The 20,578-nt window shown below is 71.4% G+C and carries 18 protein-coding genes; 6 read left to right on the top strand and 12 right to left on the bottom strand.

Translation table 11 applies throughout. The annotated features are described in order from the left end of the window. The first annotated feature begins 1 nt into the window (after window position 1). Complete coding sequence (locus tag ACIBHX_RS04095; RefSeq protein WP_397064000.1) at window positions 2-4,264, top strand: DUF6603 domain-containing protein; 4,263 nt, start codon at window positions 2-4, stop codon at window positions 4,262-4,264. Further along, window positions 4,257-5,966, top strand: a complete 1,710-nt coding sequence (locus ACIBHX_RS04090; RefSeq protein WP_397063998.1) for a hypothetical protein — start codon at window positions 4,257-4,259, stop codon at window positions 5,964-5,966. Before ACIBHX_RS04095 ends, ACIBHX_RS04090 begins: the two co-directional genes overlap by 8 nt. Here the strand turns inward: ACIBHX_RS04090 and ACIBHX_RS04085 are convergent. After that, entirely contained in the window at window positions 5,963-6,985 is a 1,023-nt protein-coding gene (locus ACIBHX_RS04085) for a dihydrodipicolinate synthase family protein (protein ID WP_397063997.1), read from the bottom strand. The genes ACIBHX_RS04090 and ACIBHX_RS04085 overlap by 4 nt on opposite strands. 61 nt (window positions 6,986-7,046) lie before the next feature. Further along, on the bottom strand, window positions 7,047-8,048 hold the full coding sequence (locus ACIBHX_RS04080; RefSeq protein ID WP_397063996.1) for an NAD-dependent epimerase/dehydratase family protein: 1,002 nt from the start codon (window positions 8,046-8,048) through the stop codon (window positions 7,047-7,049). 99 nt (window positions 8,049-8,147) lie between these two features. Between ACIBHX_RS04080 and ACIBHX_RS04075 the strand changes: the two genes are divergently transcribed. After that, window positions 8,148-8,303, top strand: a complete 156-nt coding sequence (locus tag ACIBHX_RS04075) for a hypothetical protein (RefSeq protein WP_397063994.1) — start codon at window positions 8,148-8,150, stop codon at window positions 8,301-8,303. On the opposite strand, the gene ACIBHX_RS04070 is transcribed toward ACIBHX_RS04075, so the two are convergent. From ACIBHX_RS04070 to ACIBHX_RS04055, 4 genes are read right to left on the bottom strand one after another with little or no spacing between them, the layout of a single operon-like run. Further along, window positions 8,263-9,165: a Gfo/Idh/MocA family protein gene (locus ACIBHX_RS04070; protein WP_397063993.1), complete on the bottom strand. Its 903-nt coding sequence runs from the start codon at window positions 9,163-9,165 to the stop codon at window positions 8,263-8,265. The genes ACIBHX_RS04075 and ACIBHX_RS04070 overlap by 41 nt on opposite strands. After that, entirely contained in the window at window positions 9,162-10,970 is a 1,809-nt protein-coding gene (locus tag ACIBHX_RS04065) for a hydantoinase B/oxoprolinase family protein (protein WP_397063991.1), read from the bottom strand. Before ACIBHX_RS04065 ends, ACIBHX_RS04070 begins: the two co-directional genes overlap by 4 nt. Then, complete coding sequence (locus tag ACIBHX_RS04060; RefSeq protein WP_397063989.1) at window positions 10,963-13,041, bottom strand: hydantoinase/oxoprolinase family protein; 2,079 nt, start codon at window positions 13,039-13,041, stop codon at window positions 10,963-10,965. The genes ACIBHX_RS04065 and ACIBHX_RS04060 overlap by 8 nt, the downstream gene beginning before the upstream one ends. A gap of 7 nt (window positions 13,042-13,048) precedes the next feature. Next, window positions 13,049-13,387 (bottom strand): hypothetical protein, encoded by a 339-nt coding sequence (locus ACIBHX_RS04055; RefSeq protein WP_397063987.1) that lies wholly within the window; start codon window positions 13,385-13,387, stop codon window positions 13,049-13,051. Window positions 13,388-13,495: 108 nt separating this feature from the next. Here ACIBHX_RS04055 and ACIBHX_RS04050 point away from each other — a divergent pair, with 108 nt between their 5' ends. Beyond that, window positions 13,496-14,113, top strand: a complete 618-nt coding sequence (locus ACIBHX_RS04050; RefSeq protein ID WP_397063985.1) for a thymidine kinase — start codon at window positions 13,496-13,498, stop codon at window positions 14,111-14,113. On the opposite strand, the gene ACIBHX_RS04045 is transcribed toward ACIBHX_RS04050, so the two are convergent. After that, window positions 14,110-15,237: an FAD-dependent monooxygenase gene (locus ACIBHX_RS04045; RefSeq protein ID WP_397063983.1), complete on the bottom strand. Its 1,128-nt coding sequence runs from the start codon at window positions 15,235-15,237 to the stop codon at window positions 14,110-14,112. The two genes, ACIBHX_RS04050 and ACIBHX_RS04045, sit on opposite strands and share 4 nt — an antisense overlap. A gap of 80 nt (window positions 15,238-15,317) precedes the next feature. Between ACIBHX_RS04045 and ACIBHX_RS04040 the strand changes: the two genes are divergently transcribed. Continuing rightward, complete coding sequence (locus ACIBHX_RS04040; RefSeq protein WP_397063981.1) at window positions 15,318-15,884, top strand: TetR family transcriptional regulator; 567 nt, start codon at window positions 15,318-15,320, stop codon at window positions 15,882-15,884. Here ACIBHX_RS04040 and ACIBHX_RS04035 read toward each other — a convergent pair. Beyond that, window positions 15,856-16,269 (bottom strand): MarR family winged helix-turn-helix transcriptional regulator, encoded by a 414-nt coding sequence (locus tag ACIBHX_RS04035; RefSeq protein WP_397063979.1) that lies wholly within the window; start codon window positions 16,267-16,269, stop codon window positions 15,856-15,858. The two genes, ACIBHX_RS04040 and ACIBHX_RS04035, sit on opposite strands and share 29 nt — an antisense overlap. A 62-nt stretch (window positions 16,270-16,331) precedes the next feature. Here ACIBHX_RS04035 and ACIBHX_RS04030 point away from each other — a divergent pair, with 62 nt between their 5' ends. After that, on the top strand, window positions 16,332-17,210 hold the full coding sequence (locus tag ACIBHX_RS04030; RefSeq protein ID WP_397063977.1) for an LLM class flavin-dependent oxidoreductase: 879 nt from the start codon (window positions 16,332-16,334) through the stop codon (window positions 17,208-17,210). On the opposite strand, the gene ACIBHX_RS04025 is transcribed toward ACIBHX_RS04030, so the two are convergent. From ACIBHX_RS04025 to ACIBHX_RS04010, 4 genes are all read right to left on the bottom strand, one after another. Beyond that, entirely contained in the window at window positions 17,195-17,863 is a 669-nt protein-coding gene (locus tag ACIBHX_RS04025) for a DsbA family protein (protein ID WP_397065021.1), read from the bottom strand. The two genes, ACIBHX_RS04030 and ACIBHX_RS04025, sit on opposite strands and share 16 nt — an antisense overlap. Before the next feature lie 39 nt (window positions 17,864-17,902). Beyond that, complete coding sequence (locus tag ACIBHX_RS04020; protein WP_397063975.1) at window positions 17,903-18,799, bottom strand: hypothetical protein; 897 nt, start codon at window positions 18,797-18,799, stop codon at window positions 17,903-17,905. A gap of 158 nt (window positions 18,800-18,957) precedes the next feature. Continuing rightward, the gene (locus tag ACIBHX_RS04015) at window positions 18,958-19,647 is read right to left on the bottom strand and encodes a carbon monoxide dehydrogenase subunit G (protein ID WP_397063973.1); all 690 of its coding nucleotides are present in this window, start codon (window positions 19,645-19,647) and stop codon (window positions 18,958-18,960) included. A gap of 314 nt (window positions 19,648-19,961) precedes the next feature. Then, window positions 19,962-20,408, bottom strand: coding sequence for a MarR family winged helix-turn-helix transcriptional regulator (locus ACIBHX_RS04010; protein ID WP_397063971.1), 447 nt, complete (start codon window positions 20,406-20,408; stop codon window positions 19,962-19,964). Between the last annotated feature and the right edge of the window lie 170 nt (window positions 20,409-20,578).

The following is a 20,578-nucleotide window of genomic DNA, read 5'->3' as shown; positions in this document are numbered from 1 at the left end:
CGTGGCCCTGACCATCAGCCAGCTGCGCTCGCTGCTGGCCACCCCCGACGGGCAGCTGAGCCTGTCCGGCGCGCAGGTGGAAGCGGCGGAGCTGTTCGCCGGCCACCTGCCCGGCGGGGTGCTCGCCCTGACCGGCGCCACGACCGACGGCTCGGCCGCCGACCAGGTGACGGTGACCGGTATCGGGAGCGGCGTGCCGTACGCGGGCATGGGCGTGACGCTCACGTGCACGACCGCGGGCGAGGTGACAGTGGCCGGCGACGGGCCTGAGGGGTGGACGTTCGCCCGCGCCTACCCGTGCCTGGCGGGCACCATCTACGACACGTTCCTGTTCGACGCGCCGCGCCTGGTGCTGAGCACGACGACCGGGACCCTGACCTTCGACGGGGTGCTGCGGGTGGACACCCGCATGGCACTGGTCGACCTGATGATGCCGGGCGTCACGCACCGGGTGACGGGCTCGATCGAGATGATCGAAGTTCCGGCCGACCTGGGCTTCGCCATCACGCCGGTCCCGAGCATGCTGCTGCTCGGCCCGGAGGGCGGCGCGCTCGACCTCGGGCCCATCGCGGTCAGGAACGTCCGCTACGAGCTGGGGGTCAGGCCCTGGTTCGACTCCGACCTGATCGACTACGTGCCCGACGCGTCCTTCCAGGTGACCGGGGAGGTGGCCTTCTCGGGTGGCCAGGTTCTCGTCGGCGCGCTGGTCTCAAGCTGGGCCGACGCCGTGGAGTTCATGGGCGACTTCAGCGAGGCGGGTGAGGTCCGGCTCCAGGACATCGCCGACCTGGTCGGCCAGGCCCTCGGCGTGCCCGACGAGATCAAGGTCGCCGGGACCGTCCGGCTCGGCGAGCTGCGCGTCCGCATGACCGCCTCGCCGTTCCGCATCGCGAGCATCGCGCTCACCGTGCAGACGGAGGCCGAGTGGAGCCTGGATCCGTACATCCGCCTCGAGGCGATCGACCTGCTGTTCCGCGTGGACGACCCGCTGGGCTCCCCCAGCGTGACGTGCATGGTGTTCGGGCTGATCGGCATCGGCGAGAGCGGCACGCTGGAGGTGATGGCCGACCTGACGGGCGGCTCGGTGGGCGGCGGGCTGCGCGACCACGACGGGCCGCTGCGGCTGCGCGAGGTGTACGCGCACTTCACCGGCGATCCCGGCCTGCACCTGCCGGACCTGGAGGTCAGCGCCTTCCAGTTCGGGCTGGAGTTGCCCGGGCAGGGCAGGGCGCTGGGCTACCGGGGCGTGCTGCGTATCAGCGGGACCTGGCCGGTCAGCGACCTGCTGGCGCTGACCGAGGTGTCCATGCAGATCGACAACCGGAGTTTCCTGGCCAGGGCCGGTTTCTCCGTGAGCGGGATCACGATGACGCTGGAGGCGGCGTACGACTCCGCCCCCGACAGGCTGTGGACGTTCTCCGGCTCGACGGCGCCCGAGCAGCCGTTGCCGATCGGCGAGCTGATCGACGACCTGGCGCAGGGGTTCGGCGCAATGCCGCTGCCCGCGCCCATCGCCAGGTTGACGCTTGAGAACCTCGCGGCGGCCGTCACCACCGGGTCGGGGCAGCTCGTCCTGACCGGCGAGGCTCGCTTCCCCATCGACACGGTCGAGGTGGAGATCGCCGTCGCCATCGACACCCACGCCCAGCGGTACGGCGGGCGCCTGACCGTCACCCCGCGGGGCGGCACGCCGTTCGCGCTGGAGATGCACTTCGATGACCAGCCCACGGCCAAGCGGTTCGCCGCGACCGCGGGCAGGGCGGCGACAGGGCCGCCGCCCCCGCTCAAGGAGCTGGTGGCCGCGCTGTCGCCGACGGCGGCCGATTTCGTCCCCGAGGGCGTCGCCATCGACCTGCGCGACCTGCTGCTGGCCGTGGACGACACGGAAACGGGCACCGCCTACCTGTTCGCGCTCGACGTCGCCGCCACCCTTGACCTGTCCAGGCTGCCGCTGGCCGGCGAGCACCTGACGGGCGGTTTCGACCCGCTGCGGATCCTCGCCGCCTCGGGTCCCGTGCTGTCGGCCGAGGTGACCGCGATCAACGCCATCCTGCCCGACGGCGTGCTCGGGCTGCCCGAGCGCGACCTCGACGCCGGGTTCTGCCTGGACGGCGTGCTCAGGCTCGGCCCGCTCGACACCCCGCTCGCGCTGCCCGTGGGACCCCCCGCGCCGCCCGCGCCGACCCAGCAGCGCGCCCAGACCGGCGACGACGTGCTCTGGCACAAGATTCAGAAGTCGTTCGGTCCCGTGCACGTGGAGCGGGTCGGCCTGGCCTACCGCCACCCGCAGGGGCAGAGCGCCACGGTCGCGCTGCTGCTGGACGCCGCGGTCACCGTCGGCGGGCTCACCCTGGCGCTGGACGGGCTGCGGGTGGAGCTGTCGCTGGCCGATCTGACCGCGCTGCCCGCCTTCGGCCTGTCGGGGCTCGGCCTGTCGTACTCGGGCGGGCCCGTCGAGATCAGCGGCGCGTTCCTGGCCGGGCAGACCGTCTACGAGGGCACCACCTACCCCTCCTACAGCGGCAAGGCGCTGATCCGCACCGAGGAGCTGACGATCGCCGCGCTCGGCTCCTACGTGCAGCTGCCCGTCGGGCCCTCGCTGTTCGTCTACGCCTTCCTCGACTACCCGATCGGCGGCCCCGCCTTCTTCTACGTGCGCGGCCTGGCGGCCGGGTTCGGTTACAACCGGCGGGCTGAGCTGCCCGGGGTGACCGAGCTGGCCGACTTCCCCCTGGTGGCCGAGGCCGTCGGGCGGCGCACCCCGGGCACCCTGGCCGGGGAGCTGTCTGCGCTGGAGGGCTATCTGCCGCCGTCGGCCGGGGATCTGTTCCTGATGATCGGCGTGCACTTCACCACGTTCGAGATGATCGACTCGTTCCTGCTGCTGTCGGCCTCCGCCGGTCACCGGTTCGAGCTGGACCTGCTGGGCCTGTCCACGCTGATCCTGCCGGTCCCCGACCAGTCGGTGACCGCGACGCCGGTAGCCGAGGTGCAACTGGCGCTGCGCGCCACGCTCGTCCCCGACGACGGCTACTTCGTGATCACCGCCCAGCTCACCCGCGACTCCTTCCTGCTGAGCCGCGACTGCCACCTGACGGGCGGGTTCGCGTTCGCCACCTGGTTCGGCGAGCAGCACAACGGCGACTTCGTCATCACCGCGGGCGGCTACCACCCGCACTTCGCCGTGCCCGGCCACTACCCGGCCGTGCCGCGGCTGGGGTTCAGCTGGCAGGTGACGCCGTCGCTGTCCATGTGGGGTTCCGCCTATTACGCGCTCACGCCGAACGCGCTCATGGCGGGCGGCGCGATCAACGTGCTGTGGGCCGAGGGGGCGCTGCGGGCCTGGTTCAACGCCTCGATGGACTTCCTCATCGCCTGGCAGCCCTACCGCTACGAGGCCTCCTTCCACGTGGAGGTCGGCGCGTCCTACACCTTCGAGTTCTTCGGCACCCAGACCGTCGAGGTGCACGTCGGGGTCGACGTGCAGCTCTGGGGTCCCGAGTTCGGCGGCACCGCCACGGTGGACCTGTCCGTGGTGTCGTTCACGATCGGCTTCGGGGCCGGACGGCCCGCGCCCCAGGGGATCCCGTGGGCGCAGTTCCGCACCGCCTGCCTGCCGGAGGCCTCCCGGATCGCCACCATCACGGTGCGCGGCGGGGCCGTACCGGATGCCCAGGGGACGGGTGACGACCTGGGGCTGATCAACGCGGCCGAGCTGGAGCTGGCGACCGAGTCGGTCATCCCCAGCACGGTCGGCAGGTCGGGCGACGCGCTGCTGCCGGTGGACGGCGCGCGCACCTCCTTCGGGATCTCGCCGATGGGTCTGAGCGGAGGGTTCGCCTCCACGCACAGCGTGCAGATCACCAGCGCGGTCAAGTCCGCCGAGAGCCTGTTCACGTTCACGCCGCTGCGCAGGAACCTGCCCTCGGCGCTGTGGAGCGGCGTGCTCGCGGCCGACGTCAACGCGCCGCAGCTGGTGGAGGACCTGCTGGTCGGATACGTGATCCGGCCCGTGCCACCCACCACGAGCGGCGAGCCCGCCACGCTGAGCGGCGCAGACCTGACGGCGGACACGCCGATCTTCACCGTCACCGGCGCGTTCGGCGCGACCGCCGCCGCCGAGTTCCCGTCCACCGCCGGATCCCTCGACGGCATGGCGGACGGGCGCGCCGTCGTCGTCCAGGCCGTACTGCCCGGGGCGCCGCTGACCGGCGACCTGCTCCGCGACTTCTACGAGATGCCCAGGGTGAGCGAGCATGACTGAGACCACGATCGCGTTCCTGGACGAGCTGGTGCCCGCGCTGCGGGCGGGCGACTACGCCATCACCGTGAAGCAGACGATCGACCTGGACGCCGAGCCGTTCTCCGCCACCCGCACGTTCACGGTCGGCGGCGAGCGCCACAGCCTGAGCCCGGCGCTCGTCGGCGCGGTCTTCCCGCCCGACGGCAGCCTCGGCGACCACGAGAACGTGCTGCCCCACGTCGTGCTCAACCGCGCCACGCTGCCCTGGGAGCGGTCCGCTGGACCCGACGGCGGCCCCTGGCTGGCACTGCTGCTGTTCACGGAGGAGGAACGCCCGGAGCCCAAGGTCGTCCCGCGCTCCGCGCTCACCCCTGCGCCGCCGCGCGAACGCCACGAATCCGACACCGACCTGATCACCGTCATCGACGTGCCCGCCACGCTGCTGAAGACGCTCCTGCCCAGCCGCCGCGAGCTGTCCTTGCTTGCCCACGTACGGCGGGCCGCCACCGAGACCGCGGTGGTGATCGGCAACCGGCTCCCCTCCCAGGGCGGCACCAGCACCGTCCACCTGGTCTCTGTCGAGGGCCGCTATCCCTTCGACGTCGCGGCCTCGCCCACCGTGCGGCTGGTGTCGCTGGCCAGCTGGCGCTTCGCCTGCGTCACCGAGAGCCAGTCGTTCGCCCACCTGGCCCGCGACCTGGCCGGGGGCGAACATCGACTGCGCCTGCCCGACACGGGACAGGCCACCGCGGACGCCTTCCTCGACCGCGGGTACATCCCGGTGCGCCACCGGCTGCGGCAGGGCGCCGATACCGTGTCGTGGTACCGCGGCCCCCTGGTCAACGGGCCGATCGCGGCCGACCCCGCTCCCCCGCCGGGCCGTACGCCCGACCACCTGCTGCGGGTGCACACCGGGGTGGGGATGATCGACGTCGGGTACGCGGCCGCCTGGCAGCTCGGCCGGCTGCTCGCGCTGCGCAGCACCGACGTGGCGGCGGGGCTGTACGCGTGGAAGCGCCGCAGGCGGCACCGGCTGCTGCGCGAATCCCTGCAGGGCTCCGACGGCTACCCGCTGACGGCCCCGGACATCGACGACACACTGCCCGGCGGGTTGCGGGCCTGGCTGGAGGGACTGGCGGTACTCGACGGCGTGCCGTACCGCTATCTGGTGCCGGACGAACGACTGGTGCCGGTGGAGTCGATCAGGTTCTTCGACGTCGACCAGGAGTGGACGCGCTGCCTCGTCGACGGCGCCTACAGCATCGGACGGCTCACGGCAGCGGACGCCGACCTCGACCGCCGCCACCCGCTGCCGGTGGACCATCCGCGGCTGAGCGGGGTGCTCATCCGCTCCGACCTGGTGGCCGGGTATCCGGGGCTGCGCATCGACGGGTACGGAGCGGACGGCGTCGCGCTGCCGCAGCTGCGGCACGTCACGCTGACGCCGAGCGTGGCCATGACCCTGTTCGACGGGCGGCTCGACCGGCTGGACATCCACCAGCACCCCGAGGCGCTGCATTTCGCCGTGGAGGTCGTGGACGGCACCCACGTGCGCAAGGCGCTGCGGCCGGGCGGCTACAGCGATCCCGTCGAGCTCGGAGCGAACCGCCGGGTCCCGATCGAGAGCCTGGTCACGGCGCTCGGGGTGGACTCACGGGGAGCCGGGGCCTTCGCCGCCCAGATGATCGAGACCGCCGAACGTGTCACCTTCCTGCGCGGTTAGCTCAACCAGCGGTCCAGGCCCTCGGCCACGAACTCGTCGTCGCGCAGGCCGGGGTAGGCGTCCCAGATGCGGTCGATCTCGGCGAGCTGCCCGGAGGAGAGCTCCTCCACCGGGTCCAGGCACCAGCGGCCCTCGAGCAGGCCCTGGCGGCGCAGGACCTCGTGGATGCCGGGGATGCAGCCGTGGAAGCCGTTCGCGGAGTCGAAGATGGCGGCGTTGGCGTCCGTGAGGTGACCGTCCAGCCTCAGCAGCCTGCGCACGGCCTGGTCGTCGCCCTCGCGGGCGCGGCGCGCCTCCTCCAGCAGCTGGACGGCGCGATGCACCCACACAGCCCACTGGCCCAGCAGGCCGCCGACGAACTCGACCTCCACCTCGCGCCCGTCCACGACCACCCGGTGCGGGGTGATGAGGTCGGCCAGGATGTGGTCGTCGTTGCCCGTGTAGAGGGCCACCTCGTCGCCGCGGCCCGCGCGGACCACGCCGTGCAGGACGTCCAGAGTGCGGTAGCGGTCGAAGGGAGCGACCTTGATCCCGACGACCGCCTCGATCTCCGCCAACCGAGTCCAGAAATTTCGGGACAAGGGGCAGCCACCAACCGCGGGCTGCAGGTAGAAGCCGATCACCGGCATCACCTCGCCCACCGCCCTGGCCCGCTCGATGAGCTCGTCCTCCGACAGCTCCCGGTACGGGCTGAGCAGCACCATGTGGTAGCCGAGTGACCGCGCCAGCTCCGCCTCGGCCACGGCCTGCGCGGTGGGCCCGGTGGCGCCGGCCACCAGCACCACCGAGCGGGAGTACTCGCGCGCCGTCGTCGCCGCCAGCTCCAGCACCGGCGCGAGCAGCGGCGTCCCGTGGATGGCGAACTGCGTGGTGTGCACCCCGACGGCCAGCCCGCCCGCGCCCGCCTCGACGTAGTACCGGGTCAGGGCCCGCTGCCGCCGCTCGTCCAGTTGCCGGGAGGCGTCCAGCGCGAGCGGGTGGGCCGGGATGACCAGCCCGCGCCGGAAGAGGTCACGCACGGATGTCTGCGCCTCGGGTGCCGTGCCAAGCACGATGTGTCCCCCCTTTTGAGTGAAAAATCTAGAACTGGCCGTCGCGGCGTTCAAACTTGGTCGGCTTGCCCAGCAGCGGCCCGCCGTCGGCCACCCAGCACGCGATGTGCTCGATGAGCTCGGCGGGGGTCAGCTCCGGGTAGCCGTAGGTCCGGTGGCACCGGGAGGCGTTCGACAGCAGCGCCGTCGGGGCCTCCTCACCGGTGAAGACGGGCTCGCGGCCGAGCGCGCGCCCGAGGTCGGTGGCGGCCTGCCGTACCGACAGCAGCTCGGGACCCGTCAGGTTGAGCACGTACGGCGGCGCCGAGGCGTGCAGCAGCGAGCGGAGCGTGACCTCGTTGGCGTAGCCCTGCCAGACCACGTTCGCGTGCCCGGTGGCCAGGTCGATCGGCTCTCCCGCGTGCACCTTCTGGGCGAGGTCGACCAGCACGCCGTAGCGGAGCTCGACGGCGTAGTTGAGGCGGATGAGGGCCAGCGGCGTGCTGTGCTTCTCGGAGAAGTGCGACATGATCCGCTCGCGGCCCAGGCAGCTCATCGCGTAGTCGCCGACGGGGCCGACCGGGGTGTCCTCGGTGGCTCCGCCGCTGGTGACGGGGACGAGCGGGTAGACGTTGCCGGTCGACAGCGCGGTGATGCGGCTGTCGCGGAAGCGCTCGGCGACCCGGCCAGGCAGGTAGGTGTTGGTGAACCAGGCGGCCGACTGGCGGCCGGAGGTGCCGAACTTGGCGCCGACCAGGAAGACCACGTTCGCGGCGTCAGGCAGGGCCTTGAGCGCCTCGTCGTCGGCGACGTCGGCGCGCACGACCGTGGCGCCATGCTCGGTGAGGGACTCGGCCAGGCCCGGTTCTGAGAACCGCGAGACCGCGATCACGTTCTTGGCGCCCGCGTTGAGCGCCAGCCGTACCAGGCTCGGGCCGAGTTTGCCCCCGGCCCCCAGGATCATGACGTCGCCGTCGAGCCTGCTCATGTCCTCGACGAGTGCGGCGCTCGGTAGTGCGAGCCGCTCCTCGAGTTCCGCCAGCGTGCGCAACCTCAGCTCCTCTCATTTACGGTCCAGACCGTAAACCGGGAGGAGGTTGAGTGTCAATGCGGGAACGCGATGACCCGGGCAGGGGCGGCGGTGGTGTCGATGAGCTTGGGGACCGCCAATCGGCTGGCGGCGGTCCTGTTCGGCAGCGGGATCGGCATCAACGTGATCCACGAGCTCGACGACACCGTGGATCACGAGGGCGGGCCGCAGTCGCTCAGGCAGTTCCTGGAGCCGGCACTGCTTCACGGGCGCTGACGAGAATTTCCAGGATCGCCCTGGTCTGCTCCCAGGGCACCGGGCTGGGGGCGCCCGCGACCATCGCGAGGAACGCCTCGATCGTGCCCTCGTAGCCCAGACCCTTCAGCGGGTCGTCGCCGGCGTCGATGACGATCTCGCGCTCGCCGGCGCGGGTGTGCGCGGTGACGGTGTAGCGCTCCCCGTCGGAGACGCCGAGGATCTCGACGGTGCCGGTGATGCCGCTCCCCCACCGCAGCGCCATGACGCCGGTGTCCTCCGAGCGCAGGCCCTCGTAGTGGCGGACGGCGCCGGCCGCCCCGGCCAGCCGTACGTCGGGGCCGAGCAGCGCGACCAGCAGCTCCACGCCGTGGACGCCCATCGTGACCATCGTGCCGCCGCCCTGGCCCGGCGTGTCCTGCCAGGCGTTGTAGCCGGTCGCCCACATCCCCACGTCGTGGCGGACCGTGGCACGCACCGCCAGCACCTCGGCCGGGTCGAGCGTGACCCCGGCGAACGAGGGCGAGAAGCGCAGCACCGAGGTGGACATCACCCGGTCGCCGATGGGCAGCCGGTCGAGCGCGTCGAGCTGCTCGCGCGAGGCGGCGGCGGGCTTGTTCACGAAGACGGGCGCGCCCGTCTCGAGCACGCGCGCCAGCGCGCCGGGCGCCCGCGGGTTCGGCACAGTGAGCACCACCCCGTCTGGCCCCGTCTCCATGAGGGCCTCCAGCGACGGGGTCACGAGCGCACCGGGATGCTCATCGGTGAAGCGCTGCAACCGCTCAGGATCTGGCTCCCAGACGGCCAACTCGCCGTGCTTGGCCAGGGTGTGCGCGTCGGTGTACGGGTGGCTGGTGGCTAGCCCCGCCAGCGCGATCCTCACAGCTCGTCCACCTCGGCGTGGGTCCGCCCGCCCGACAGCTTCGGATAGCCCGGCCCGCGGTCGAAGAACCGATCGGTCGAGGGCCGCAGCCGGGCGCGCAGCTCGGCGGTGCCCTCCTCGTCGATGCGGTCGCCCTCCAGCACCACGCCGTAGTCGCCGAGCGCGCCCGCGATCGACACCTTGCCGTCGCGCACGTCCGCCGCCACCGCGCGCGGATCCCTGTCGTACGGCGAGCCCCAGCCGCCCCCGCCGGTGGTGCGGATGCGGATGACCTCGCCCGCCTGGACCGGGTGGTCGTCGACCAGGCCCTCCATCTCCTTGCCCGCGATCTCCACCCGGAACGGCCGCCCGGCCAGCCCGCCGTTCACGCCCCAGCACGACAGGATCGACCGGTCGGCGATGGACATGTACGACGCGTCGCGCAGCATCCGGATGTGCTTGTCGTAGCCGAGCCCGCCGCGGAACATGCCGGGCCCGCCCGAGTCGGTGGCCAGGGCCAGCCGCTCCACCCGGAACGGCCAGCGCGCCTCGGCGAACTCCACCGGGATGTTGCGCGAGTCGGGCACCACGTGGATGGTGTCCTCCCCATCGGCGTACCAGCGCCCGCCTGACCCGCCGCCCAGCACCTCGCGCATGAGGTACGGCAGGCCGTCGGCGTCGGCGCCGTAGACGCCGGTGTAGCGGATGGTCTCCTGGTCGGCGGGCATGCGGCCGCCGGTGGCCTTGGCCAGCACCCCGGCCAGCACGCCGAGCAGCCGCAGGATGACGAAGGTACGGGCGTTCGTGGGCGCAGGGAAGATCGGGGTCAGCAGCGTGCCCTTGCCCGGGAACCGCATCTCGATGAGGGGGACGACACCCTCGTTGACGTCCAGCTCGGCCATCCGCTCGGGGGTGTCGGCCAGGTTGCGCAGGATGGGCGCCAGCCACTTCTTCAGGAACACCCCGCCGGCGTAGTCGCCGGCATGGTTGATCGGCCCCTTGGCCTGCGGCGAGGTGCCGGTGAAGTCGATCGTGAGCGGCGCGGGCGCGGCGTGGTCGACGGTCAGGGTGATGCGCTGGGTGTGCAGCCGGGGCTCGTCCACGCCGTCATGTTCGGCGTAGTCCTCCCAGACGTAGGTCCCCTCGGGGATCTTGGCCAGCAGTTCCCTGCGGAACGTCTCGGTGGTCTTGTCGATGATGGCGTCGAAGCAGGCCTCCACCTCCTGCTTGCCGTACCTGTCGAAGAGCTCACCCAGGCGGCGGGCGCCCATGAGGCAGGCCGAGCACTCGGCGTCGAGGTCGCCGGCGAGCGAGTCGGGCATCCGGGAGTTGCGCGTCATGATGCGCAGCGCCGCCTCGTTGGGCACGCCCTGGTCCCACAGCTTGATCGGCGGGACCATCAGGCCCTCTTCGTAGACGCTGCGGGCGTGCGAGGGCATGCTGCCGGGCACGGCGCCGCCGATGTCGTCGTGGTGGCCGAAGGCCTGCACGAACGCGACGACCTCGTCGCCGTGGAAGACGGGGACGGTGACGCACAGGTCGGGCAGGTGGCCGATGCCGCCTTCCGACAGGTAGACGTCGTTGTGGAAGTAGACGTCGCCCGGCTTCATCGTCTCGATCGGGAAGTCGCGCACGACGGGCTGCACCAGCGCGCTGTAGGAGCGGCCCGTCAGCTTGCGCAGCTTGACGTCGTGGATGCCGGCCCTGAAGTCGTGCGCGTCGCGGATCATCGGGGAGCGTGCCGTGCGGGCGATGGCGGTCTCGACCTCCTTCTCCACGGAGGCCAGGGTGCCCTCGACGATCTCGATGAGGATGGGATCAGCCATGGCGGATCTCCAGATTTCCGTAATCGTCCACCGTCGCGGTGAAGCCTGGGTGAAGGGGAGTGGTGGAGCCGTACTCCTCGATGACCGCCGGCCCTTCGATCACCGTGCCCGGTTTCAGCGTGTCGCGCTGGTGGATGGGCGTCGGCACGGCCTCCTCGAAGTGGACCGTCCTTGATGAGGGCTCCCCCTCGCGAGCTGGCGTGAAGCGGTGGATCGCCGGGCGCGTGATCGGGCCGATGCCCGACACCCGCAGGTTGACCCACTCGACCGCGTGGCGCGGGTCGTCGCGGTAACCGTAGCCGTACAGCTTCTCGTGCGCGTCGTGGAAGCGGCCGGTCACCTCGGCCAGCCACTCCTCGTCGACGGGCCCGGCCGGAGCCGGGACGCGCACCTCGTAGGCCTGGCCGTAGTAGCGCAGGTCGGCGCTGCGGGCGAAGACCGGCTCGTCGAAGCCCTCCCTGTCCAGCGCCTCGGCGGCCTCGGCCTCCAACTCGCCCAGGATCCTGGCCGCGGTGTCCAGGGCCAGCTCGCGGGTGACGTGGGTGCGCACGTAGTCGTTCTTGACGTCCACGGTCAGCAGGCCGAACGCCGAAACGTTCCCGGGCTGGCGTGGCACCAGGACCGCGGGCAGGCCGAGGATGTCGATGAGGCGGCAGGCCAGCAGCGGCCCCGACCCGCCGAAGGTGACCAGCGGGAAGTCGCGCACGTCCAGCCCGCGCTTGACGGTCAGCTGGCGGATGGCGTTGCTCTGGTTGAACGCGCTGATCTCCAGGATGCCCGTGGCGGTGCGCTCGGGGCTGAGTCCCAGCTTGCCTGCCAGCGCCTCGATCCCGGCGCGGGCGGCGCCGGCGTCGAGCGGGATCTCACCGCCGAGCAGGTGCGGCGGGATGCGGCCAAGGAACAGGTGCGCGTCGGTGACGGTCACCTCGGTGCCGCCGCGGCCGTAGCAGAGCGGGCCCGGGTCGGCGCCCGCCGAGCGTGGCCCGACCTTCAGCGTGCCCTCGGGCGAGATCGAGGCGATCGAGCCGCCCCCGGCGCCCACGGTCACGATGTCGATCATCGGGATCTTGCACGGGTAGCGGCCGACGCTGCCCTCGGTGGTGAGGGAGGGCTCGCCGTCCACGACCACCGCCACGTCGGTCGAGGTCCCGCCGCCGTCCAGGGTGATCACCGAGCCGTGGCCGGCCGTGGAGGCGATCAGCGCCGCCCCGAGCGCCCCGGCAGCGGGGCCCGACAGCACGGTGGAGATGGGCTGGTTGACGACCTCGCGGGCCGACAGCACGCCGCCGTTGGACTTCATCACTGAGAACGGCATGCCCAGCCTGCCCGACAAGTTGGCGATATATCGCCGCATGGTGGGCTTGACGGCGGCATCGACGAGCGTGGTGACCGACCTCTCGTACTCGCGGTACTCGCGCAGCACGTCGCTGGACAGCGAGACCACGGCCTCCGGATGCTCGGCGGCCAGCACGTCCCGCATCCGCCGCTCGTGCTCGGGGTTGGCGTAGGAGTGCAGGAAGCACACGCCGATCGCGGTGATCCCGCGGGCCCTGAACCAGCGGGCCACCTCGACGGCCTGCTCGGTGGAGAACGGCCTGACCTCCTCGCCCAGGTGGTCGAGCCGCCCCCCGACGGTCCTGACCAGGTGCACTGGAACGATCCTGGGCGGCTTCACCCAGAAGTAGGAGTTGCCGTATCCCTCCGGCACGCTCTGCCGGGCGATCTCCAGGATGAACTCGAAGCCCTCGGTGGTGATGAACCCCAGGTTCGCGATCCGGTCCTCGAGCAGCTGGTTGGTGGCCACGGTGGTGCCGTGCACGATCGAGCTGACCATGTCCATGGTCGCGCCCGCTTCGCTCCTCGTTGGCATCGCTGCGCTCGCTCTCTCGTCGCGAGCTCCTGCGCTCCGAATGAGCTCCCCCAGCTTGCCGATGCCCGTGATGAACCCGTCGGCCGGGTTGGCCGGGGTCGAAGGTGTTTTGGTCGTGACGATCTCACCGGTCTGCTCGTCCACCGCCACCACATCGGTGAAGGTGCCCCCGGTGTCGACCCCGATACGGACGTTCTGCATGGATTCCTCAGCTTCGACGGCGGCCGAGCACTTCGTCGATGACCCGCGGCGCGTTCTCGGTCCCCACGTACGCCGCGAGCCGGACCACCAGCTCCTGTGCCTTGGCCAGTTCGGCCTCTACCCTGGCCTTACCCGACTGGCCAGCCTGCACGCCGAAATAAGCCCCGATGATCGTGCCGACCACTCCTGCCACGCCCGCGAACAGCGCTGCGAACTCCTTGGTGGCGAAGACCGCGGCACCGAAGGCGATCAGGATGGTCACGATCCCGGTCACCACGACGAGGAAGCCGTAGCGCCACCTGGCGGCGTCGGCCTGGGCTGCCGTCACGTCATCCGGTGTCATCATCGCGTCCAATGCTTGCGGTTTGTCGGTGACCACAGTTCCTCCTGATGCGTCAGGAGAGAAATCTCCCACGAGGTCGTGGATGTAGCCAAGCCGCTAAGGTGGCCCCCTGTGACCGATCTGTCTCGACGCGATGCCGTACTGAAGTTCTACTTCGGACCCATGGATTGCGGGAAGTCCACCCTGGCCCTCCAGATGAACTACAACCACGGGCGCCGGGGCAGGCGCGGGCTGGTGCTGACCAAGCACGACCGTTCCGGCGGCCCGCAGGTCACCAGCCGGATCGGCCTGGGCCAGGAGGCCGTGGAGGTGCACGACGGGCTGGACCTGGTGGAGCTGGTCACCTCGCACGCCGGGGTCGACTACCTGATCTGCGACGAGGCCTGCTTCTACTCCGTCGAGCAGATCGAGCAGCTGGCCGACCTGGTCGACGAGCACGGCGTGGACGTCTACGCCTTCGGGCTGGCCTCCGACTTCCGCTCGGTGATGTTCCCCGCGGCGCGGCGGCTGTTCGAGCTGGCCGACGAGGTGTGCCGGCTCCAGGTCGAGGTGCTGTGCTGGTGCGGGCGGCCCGGGCTGCTCAACGCCCGGGTGGCGGGCGGCGTGATGGCGCGCGAGGGCGAGCAGGTGGTGATCGGCGACACCGACGCCGCACCCGTGCGCTACCAGGTGCTGTGCCGCCGCCACCACCGTTCTGGCGACCTGGGTGAGGGTACGGCTGCCGCCTAGTTCTCCAGCTCGGAGAGCGTCAGCGCCATCTTCCTGTGGACGGCGGGGATGAAGTCGAGAGTGCGCAGCGCGGCGTTGCGGATGCCGCGCAGCGGCGAGTTGCCCACGGTGGCGATGCGGGTGATGCGGTGGGTGAAGGCCACCACCTCCTCGGCCACGGGCCGGCGCTCGGCCTCGTACTCGTCGAGCACGCTGTCGGGGGCGCTGTTCTTGAGGACGGCGACCAGCTTCCCGGCGAGGTTGACGGCGTCCTGGATGCCGGTGTTCATGCCCTGCCCGCCGGCCGGGCTGTGCACGTGGGCCGCGTCGCCCGCCAGGAAGAGCCGGCCCGCGCGGTAGTGGTCGGCCAGGCGGTGGTGGACGCGGAAGCGTGAGCTCCACACCACGTCCTTCACGGTGACGTACTCCCGCAGCAGGGCCTGGACGTACTCCAGGCTCGGCTCGTGGGGCGCCTCCTCGACGGTGGCCACCAGCCGGTGCCGCCCGCCGGGCAGCGGCGCGAGGACCAGCACGCCCTCGGCGCTCAGGTGGAGCCTGACCTCGGCGCCGAAGTCCTCGTCCAGGTGCATGTCGGCCAGCACGAACGACTGCGCGTAGGTGTCACCGGTGAAGCCGATCCCAGTGTGCTCGCGCAGCGCGCTGTGCATGCCGTCGGCGCCGACCACGTACTGGGCTCTGATCGTCTCGCCGGTGGCCATGGTCGCGGTCACGCCGGTCTCGTCGGCCTTGACGTCGGCCAGCTCGAGTGGCCTGTGCACGCGCCCGCCGACCTCCTCCAGCCTCTTGAGCAGCAGCTCCTCGGTGACGTCCTGCGGCACGAGCAGCGTGAACGGGTAGTCGGTGGGCAGCTCGCCGAAGTCGACGGTGAGCAGGACTTTGTCGTGGTCGCGGATGGTGAAGCGGGGCACCACGATGCCGCGCCCGACCAGTTCGTCGGCGATGCCGACCTCGCGCAGCACCTCCAGGGTGCGGGCGTGGACCACGGCGGCGCGCGAGGTGTTCAGGCCTTCGGCCAGCTTGTCGATGAGCACCACGTCGACGCCCTGCGCGGTTAGGGAGGCGGCCAGGGTGAGGCCGACGGGACCGGCTCCGACGATGAGAACCGAGGTTTCCGAGGGGAGCATGACAGATGCCAATCCGTGTTTGCCAACAGTTGTGGGCAAACCGTAACACGGCCCACGGGCGTTGGCCTACACTTGTTGGCATGGCCTTCACCGAGCGATCCGCCCAGACCAGAGCCGCCATCCTGGCCGCCGCGCAGGGACGCTTCGCCGCCGAGGGCTACGAGCGCGCCACGATCCGGGCCATCGCCGCGGACGCCGGGATCGACCCGTCCATGGTGATCCGCTACTTCGGCAGCAAGGCCGAGCTGTACGCGGCCGCCTCCGCCATCGACCTCGCGGTGCCCGACCTGCCGCCCGATGAGGCGGCCTACAGGTATGCCAGGTCCTTCCTGGACCGCTGGGAGGCGGGCGAGAACGCCGCCGAGGCCGTCCTGCTGCGGACGGCGCCCACCCACCCCGACTCGGCGCAGCGCGTCCAGCAGATCTTCGACGCGCAGATCGTGCCCGCCCTGCGCGGCGCCTTCCCCGACGACCCCGACATCGAGCTGCGGGCCGCGCTGGTGCTCAGCCAGACCCTGGGCGTCGCCTACGTCCGCTACCTGCTCGGCATCGAACCGCTGGGCTCGATGGATCCCGCCGTGATCGCCGCGGCCGTGGGGCGGGCGATCCAGTCACATCTCACCGAGCCGCTCGAACCAGGCGACTGAGCACGTCCCTGAACAGCCGGGCGTCCTCGTCCGCGACCTCGGCGAGGAACTCGCGCTCGGCCCGCTCAACCGCGTAGCCGCCGTCGCGATGGGTTTGCCGCCCCTCGGCCGTCAGCTCGACGAGGTTCCTGCGCCGGTCGGCCGGGTCGGGGCGGCGGGTCACCAGGCCCTTGCCCTCCAGGGTGTCGACCATCGCGACCATCGTGGTGCGGTCGATGCCCAGCCGCGTGGCGGCCTCCTGCTGCGAGATCGGCTCGGTCACGTCGAGGACGGCGAGCACGGCCAGTTCGCGCCCGTCGATCCCGTAGGGCGCCAGGGCGGGGCCCGTCAGCTCCGTCAGGCGGAGCTGGGCGTGCTTGAGCAGATATCCCAGACGACTCGACACGTTCCGATTCTCGCACTACGTTAATCATCAGTTGGACTGACGATTTATGGAGCTGACTTTCTGTGAAGCTGAGCTTCGGTATCAAGACCGTGCCCGTGGACACGACGTTCGACGAGCTCGCGGAGATCTGGCAGGAGGCCGATGGCATTCCCGCCATCGAGCACGCCTGGCTGTGGGACCACTTCCTGCCGCTGCGCGGGCCGGTCGAGACGCCCATCCACGAGGGCTGGACGATGCTGTCCGCGCTGGCCGCGCGCACCCGGCGGCTGCGGCTCGGGCTGATGGTGACGGGCAACATGAGCAGGCCGCCCGCCGTACTGGCGAAGATGGCCGCGACGGTCGATGACATCTCGCACGGGCGGCTGGTGCTGGGGCTGGGCGCGGGCGCGACACGGCAGCCGGGCGACACGCTCGGGCCACGCGAGTTCGGCGCGTACGGCCTGCCGCTCGTATCACCGGGTGAGGGGGTGGCCAGGCTGGCGGAGTCGTGCGAGATCATCCGGAGGCTGTGGCGCGAGGACCACTTCGACTTCGACGGGCGCCACTACCAGCTGCGCGACGCCGTGCTGCGGCCCAAGCCGGCGACCGCCCCTCCCCTGCTGCTCGGCGGCTGGGGCGACAGGATCCTCGGGGTGGTGGCCGAGTACGCCGACGTGTGGAACGTGCCCGGGCCGCCGCACAACACGCTGGACTTCCTGGCCGACCGGAGCAAGGCGCTGGACGAGCGGTGCGCCGCGATCGGGCGCGACCCGGGCACGATCGTCCGCTCGACCCAGCTGTTCGTGGATTACCCCGACCCGGCCGCCACCCGGCGCACGATCGGCGACCTGATGTCGATCGGGTTCGGCCACTTCGTGCTGAACATCGTGCGCCCGGCGCCGGACCACGTGGCCCGGTGGGTGGCCGAGGAGATCATCGAGCCGGTTCAGACGGCGCAGTAGCCGTCCTCGCAGCCGTCCGCGGGGTCGGCCAGGCGGACGATCGGAGTCTGTCCCGTGCGCTCGGCCACCTCGTCGATGGCGGCCTCGAAGGCCTCGAGCGGCTGGGCGCCCGAGACGGCGTACTTGCCCTCGAACAGGAACAGCGGCACGCTGGAGATCCCCAGCTGCGTGGCCCTGTCCAGCTGCTCGCGCACCTCGGCGGCGCCCTCACCGTTGTCCATGACGCCCACCTCGGCGGCCAGCTTGGCCAGCACCTCGGGATCGCCGACGTTGAGCGCGTCGGAGAAGTAGGCCTTGAACAGCCGCTGGGCCATCTCCTCGCCCTTGCCCTGCTCGGTGGCCAGGGCGATGAGGCGATGGGCCTCGAAGGTGTTGGCGCTGACAGCGGTCTCGAAGCGCATCTCCAGGCCGTCGAGCTCGGCCGCGGCGGAGACGCGGGTGCTCATCTGGGCCACGTTCGCGCCGAACTTGCGTTCCAGGTGGGTCAGCAGCGGCTCACCATCGGAGGTGGCGGCGGGGTTGAGCTGGAAGGGGCGCATCGCCACCTCGATCTGGCCGCCCTTGGCCCTGAACGCCTCGGCGGCGCGGGCGAATCGAGCGTGGCCGATATAGCACCAGGGACAGGCTACGTCCGAAAGAATCTCCACTTTCACGGACAAGCACAACCGCTTCGCCTTCCGAACAATTCCGGCCTACCCGGACGCGAGCTCCTCCAGGCGGTAGGGCAGGTAGCTCGAGTCGTCCACGAGTGCGGAGGCGCCGCGCCACCAGCCGAACCACTCGGCGCTGCGCCACATCCAGTCGACGCGCTCGATGGCGGCCACCACGTCGCCCACGTTCTTCCACCGCTCACCCAGCTGCTCGTGGGTGGCGCCGTGGCGCAGCGCCCAGGCCCGCAGGATGCCGACGGCCGTGCTGTCCACTTCGCGCGCGTACGGGTCGGGGTCCTCGCCGGGCAGCCGGTGCGGCCCGAGCCCGGCCGCCACACCCCAGCTCCACTGCGCCTCGGCGGGCCTGGAGTAGCGCAGCGAGTGGAAGTCCAGGTTCGAGCCCAGCTCGTCGTCGGGGCGGCGGGTGACCACGGCGTCCAGGCGGCCACCGGCGTCGAAGTGCACGACCAGCCGCTGACCCGGCTTGACGCCCGGCGGCAGCTCGAAACGGTCCTCGGCCTGCCAGGAGTTCAGGTCGACCTGCGCCACGGCCGGGCCCCACAGCGCGTCGGCGGTGTCGTCGGCGATCCAGGCGGCCAGCATCTCCAGCGCCGTCAGATCGGTCCACGGCTCGATGGCGACGGCCGTCTCCAGCACCTCGCCGGGCGCGGGCAGCTTGCCGCCCCTGGCCCTGCCCCACCACTGCTCGCCCAGGTCGCGCGTGCCGACCAGGAGCGCGGCGACGGCGGCCAGCTCGGCGGAGCGTCTGGTGAGCGAGGCGCCCAGGGCGAGCGCGAGACACCGGTCGATGCGCGCGTCACCCAGCACCGGCCGCGCGTCCGCGATCAGCGTGCCGGCGGTCGGATGCTCCTCGCCCAGCAGGTTGCGCACCACCCGCCGGGCCTCGGTTCGCGCGTCTTCAGCATGTGCCTGCCGCATACTCGCCACGCTACGCCCGGAGATCCTTTTCCTCCAGAGTCCACTCCCCCGCACTCTCGCCCCACCCCAGCCGCCACCCCGTTCAGGTCACCGCGGCCTCGGCCCGGCCCAACCCGGCCGCCCCGCCGTTCAGGGCGGCGCGGGCCGGGGTCGGGGCGTCAGGAGCGGCGGGCCGCGCGGCCGAGGAGCCAGCCGACCGCGACGCCGGTGATGGCGATGCCCGCGCCCATCCCGAACGCGGCCAGCATCACCCACGGCTTGGTCTGCGTCTGCGCCTTGGGCGGCCGCTCGTACACACCCCGCGCCGCCGCGCCGTCTTGCTCGGCCGGCATAACCCCGCCCACCGCCTGGGCCACCCCGCCCGGCTCGGCACCGGTTCGCGCGTGGTCGGGCAGCGCTCCGTTCGCGGGCCCGGACAGCAGCTCCTGCTCCACGGCCGCGAAGAACTCATCGGCGGTACGGCGGGCCACCGAGCCCAGCATCCGCTGCCCGACGCCGCCGATCATCCCGCCCACCACGGCGTCGGCGTCGTAGTCGACCCGGGTACGGCCGTCCTCTTCGGCCAGCCGTACCTGGATGGTGGCGTCCACAGTGCCGGGCGCGCCCTGGCCGCGGGCCTTGAGCACAAAGCTGTCGGGCTGGTGCTGGTCGGCCAGCGCGACCTCGCCCTGGTAGACGCCCTTCACGGAGGCGACCCCCGCGTTGACCGTCATCCGGTAGGTGTCGGCGCCGGTCTCCTCCAGACGCTCGCAACCCGGGATGGTGCGCACCAGCACCGCCGGATCCTGCAGCGCGGACCACACGCGCTCTCTGTCGATGCCGATCACGGCACTGCCTGCGACCTTCACACCCGCCACTGTAGGCAAATCATCGCCCCGGGAACAGGATCACGACACGCGTGGTCGCCGCGTCGGCGCGAACAGCACCAGCAGCCCGGGCGGCGTGCTGTCGAGCCCGATCGCGACCAGCAGCAACACGCCAAGCCCGCTCACCGCCACGAACGCCGCAGCCGGCCATGCCGCTCGGGCGCCCTCCTCGGAGGCCTCTTCTATTGCGGCCGGATCCCACACACGAGCGGTTGCCCAGCCTCGCCTCGGCGGCCCACCGCATCATGGAATCTGCGGCAGATCCGTTTCACGCTGACGAGGCCGGGATGGCGTTCTCAATCGAGGAGTCGGCGGAGCAGCCCGAGTGCGTTGGACAGTTGCGTCTGCTCGACGGCGGTGAGTCGGCCGGCGATCGCGTCGGCGAGGTTTTCGTGGCCCGCGTCCCGGCGTTCGGCCAGCCATCGCTTGCCCTCGTCCGTGATGACCAGCAGCTTGCGTCGCCGATCGTCGTGATCCGGGACGCGGTGCACCAGCCCCCGGTCGACCAGGCCGGCCACGCAGACGGTGACCGACTGGTGAGTGATCTTGTCCAGCCTGGCAAGGTCGGCGGCGGTGTGCGCCCCCTCGCGATCGAGCCGTTTGAGGATCGAGACTTGCGACAGCGTCACTTCGCGACCAGGCGACACCGCGCGCATCTGCCGGACCAGCGCGCCGACCACGATCTGCAACTCGTCAGCGATCGCCGCCGCATGGTCTGCCGGGCGTGCCGTTTCCTCTCCCATATTCGCTAAAGTACAGTAAAACTGCGCAGTCTAGTTGCGCATTTTGCTGGGGAGTGGGGTGCATGGCAACCAATGGTGATCTGGTCACTGGTGAAGGGACCGTCGCTTCACGACCCATCGAGCGATCTCAGTACAGCGCCGCCGACGAACTCGCCCGGCTACGCCGGCAC

The organism is Nonomuraea sp. NPDC050536 (genome assembly GCF_044457685.1).
In the GTDB taxonomy this organism is placed as follows: Bacteria; Actinomycetota; Actinomycetes; order Streptosporangiales; family Streptosporangiaceae; genus Nonomuraea.
The sequence above is the reverse complement of the archived record's forward strand: the minus strand, read 5'-3'. Positions and strand labels throughout refer to the sequence as shown.